Origin of the sequence: Butyricicoccus sp. (genome assembly GCF_050872565.1) — a bacterium.
Classification (GTDB): Bacteria; Bacillota; Clostridia; order Oscillospirales; family Butyricicoccaceae; genus Butyricicoccus_A.
In genome coordinates, this window is the sequence record NZ_JBNMHC010000257.1 from 1 (window position 1) to 3,253 (window position 3,253).

General features: G+C 51.0%; 4 protein-coding genes. All 4 read right to left on the reverse strand.

The window, feature by feature from the left end:
• Positions 1 to 566: ATP-binding cassette domain-containing protein (locus ACR0P9_RS09635; RefSeq protein WP_432619605.1), on the reverse strand; the 566-nt coding region annotated here is incomplete at its 3' end.
• Between the two features lie 97 nt (positions 567 to 663).
• Positions 664 to 1,668 (reverse strand): sugar ABC transporter substrate-binding protein, encoded by a 1,005-nt coding sequence (locus ACR0P9_RS09640; protein WP_432619607.1) that lies wholly within the window; start codon positions 1,666 to 1,668, stop codon positions 664 to 666.
• Positions 1,669 to 1,733: 65 nt separating this feature from the next.
• Positions 1,734 to 2,522, reverse strand: a complete 789-nt coding sequence (locus ACR0P9_RS09645; RefSeq protein ID WP_432619609.1) for a TIM barrel protein — start codon at positions 2,520 to 2,522, stop codon at positions 1,734 to 1,736.
• Positions 2,522 to 3,253: Gfo/Idh/MocA family protein (locus ACR0P9_RS09650; RefSeq protein ID WP_432619611.1), on the reverse strand; the 732-nt coding region annotated here is incomplete at its 5' end. The genes ACR0P9_RS09645 and ACR0P9_RS09650, both read right to left, overlap by 1 nt.

The following is a 3,253-nucleotide window of genomic DNA, read 5'->3' on the forward strand; positions in this document are numbered from 1 at the left end:
CGCAGTTCCCGACACGTTTTCATAAGCTGTGCTACCTCCTTCTCGCCCAGAGAAGAGGTCGGCTCGTCCATAATAATCATTTTTGCATCGATCAAAACCGCCTTGGCGATTTCAATCATCTGCTGCACGCCCATGCCAAAGGTGCCAGCTGGTTTTTCCGGGTCAATATCCTGTCCCAGAGACGCCATAACTTCTTTTGCCTTCTTGTGCATGGTCTTGTAATCAAGCAGACCGCCCGGTCCCTTAATCCATTTGTTGATAAAGATATTATCTGTGATGCTGAGCAGTTTTTCAATGTTCAGCTCCTGATAAACGCAGGCGATGCCTGCCGCTGCGGACTCATTTGGATCTTTAAACGTCTTTTTCTCGCCGTTGACGTAGATTTCTCCTTCATCCGGCTGATGCACTCCTGTCAACACCTTAATCAGTGTCGATTTTCCCGCACCATTTTCTCCGATCAATCCGAGAATTTCGCCCGGCTTGACCGCCAGCTGCATTTTATCAAGAGCTACTACACCGGGGAATATCTTTGTCGTATTTTTTAATTCTACTACATATTCACTCATTGATTTTCACCCTTTTCTCTGATAAAAATGGAACAGGCAGCGGATGCCGCCTGTTCCACTTTCCCTATCGGTTAAATGACGGACAAACGCGAAATACTTACTTGATCTTTGCCAGATACTCGTTCATCTTATCAATGCGAGCCTGTGCATTATCGCCATTGATGATTTCTGTGCCGGTATCTACATTGTCAACCGAATCGCCCTTTGCTGCCTTCACTGCGGTCTCACAAGCCTTGTAGCCCATGTCATACGGCTGCTGAGCACAAGTCAGAGTCAGAGAACCGTCCAGAACTGCCTGGCAAGCACTGGTAGAACCATCGAATCCGAGGAAGATAGTCTTTTCGTATGCCTTGTTGCCCTTTGCTGCCTTTGCAGCTGCACAAGCCATATCGTCATTGTTTGCGCAGATGATAGCTACGCCGTCCGGATGTGTCTGCATGATCGCTTCCATGGAGTTTACAGCCTTATCTGCCACTGCGTCTGCGTACTGGGTTTCCTTCTCAAGGAATGTGCCGCCAGCTTCTTCGATGCCTTCCTTATAGCCGGTCATACGAGCGGTGTTGGTTGCGTCGCCCTGTACGCCTGCAATCTCGATGCACTCGATCTTATCCCAGCCAGCTTCCTTTGCTGCTGCAACGGCTTCTTCTGCGCCCATCTTAGCAGCCTTTTCATTACCGGTGCCTACGAAGGAAACAACCTTATCAGAATTGATGTTGGTGTCCAGCGCGATAACCGGCTTATCCACTGCTGCGATCTGTGCGGCTACAGAATCCGACTGCAGCGGAGCGATGACATAGGCATCGTAGCTGCCGCCGTTAATATCGGTATCGATCATGTTGGTCTGCTCATCATAAGAAGTCTCAGACGGAGGGCCCTTGACGTCTACCTTGACGCCCGGATTGTCCTTCTCGTACTGCTCACAGCCTGCCTTGATGAGCTGCCAATGCTCAGATGCTTCGGTCTTGAGGATGACGCTGACCTTCAGCTCATCGCCGGAAGAACCAGAACCTGCTGTTTTGTCGCCGCCGGAGCTGCCACAAGCACACAGGCCTGTCATCATCGCGCCTGCCAAAAGCATCGCTGCAAAACGCTTCATTTTCATAATTCTTCTCCTTTTCTCTCTACTGTGGATTTTTATTCAACAGCCCTACCTGCTGTTAGAATCCATTAGCAATGCTGCATGATGGCAGCTACCGCGGTCTTGGTGTCGGTCTCCGGGAACAGCTCATATCCCACTCTGCCCGTGTAACCGCACGCCTCCAGATGGCGAATGACCTTGGTGTAATTGATTTCGCCCGTGCCCGGCTCATGTCTGCCCGGTGCGTCTGCCACATGAATATGACCGAACTGATCTGCATAGTTCGAGATCGTATCGCAGATGCATCCCTCATTGATCTGCATGTGATATACATCGTACAACAGCTTGAGTCGCGGAGAACCAATCAGGCGGCAAATTTCTGCGCCCATCTGTGTCGTTGCAAGGAAGTTGCCGACATGATCGGTCGTGATGTTCAGTGCCTCAAGGTTCAGATTGATTTCTTCTTCCTCTGCCAGCTTTGCGCAAGCCAGCAGGGTATCATACATCGAGCACAGCTTGACGGTGTGAGACAGGTTGTCATAGTGATTGACAACGATGCCGCCATCGCCCAGCGCGTTGGAATGAATCGTCACGCTGGTTGCGCCGACTTTTTTCGCTGCGTCAATGGACTGCTTGAGATATGCGAGATACGGCTCCTTGTGTGTCGGATCAACCAGAGAATAGTCGGCATCTCCGTTAAAGCCGGAAATCGCAATGCCAGCTTTCTGTGCTGCTTCTCTCGTTGCATCCAGATCACGAATGCGCCAATCCCAGAACTCTACGGCTTCAAAGCCGTCATCCTTTGCTGCCTGAAAACGATCGAGCCAATCCAGCTCAGTGTACAGGGTATCAATACACGCGCATTTTCTCAGTGCCATTATTCTACCTCCGAAATTTTAACCGGACGACCTTCATGCAGAGACTTGGTTGCCGCTGCTGCCATCAGTACCGGATACAGGCCGTCTTCGCCGGTAACCGGAGTCTCTGTGTCGTTTGCTACTGCCTGTGCGAATGCCTGCATCTCTGCAACAAATGCACCCGTGTAACGATCCCACATGACCTTATATGCGGTGCCGTATGTCGTGCCCTCCGCGGTGGACAGGATTGCAGTGTTCGGAATGTCGTTCTCATCCTGTGCGCAGCCCTCAGAGCCGAATACTTCGACTCTCTGGTCATAGCCGTAAACAGCCTTACGAGAGTTATCAATGACGCCGATGGCACCGTTTTCAAACTTCAGGGTAACAACAGCAGTATCTACGTCGCCTGCTTCGCCGATGCCCGGATCGACCAGAACAGAACCGTATGCGGATACTTCGGTGACTTCAGAGCCTGCCAGGAAGCGAACCATATCGAAGTCGTGAATCATCATATCGTAGAAGATACCGCCGGATACCTTTACGTAAGATACCGGAGGTGGCTCCGGATCACGGGAAGACACTTTAATCAGGTTTACCTTGCCAACCTTGCCCTGCTGTACCATATCATATACAGCACGATGGTTGTGGTCAAAGCGGCGGCAGAAACCGATCTGCAGCTTGACGCCAGCGTCCTTTGCGGCGTTAATCGCTTCATGTACCTTGTTCAGATCGTAATCAATCGGCTTCTCGCA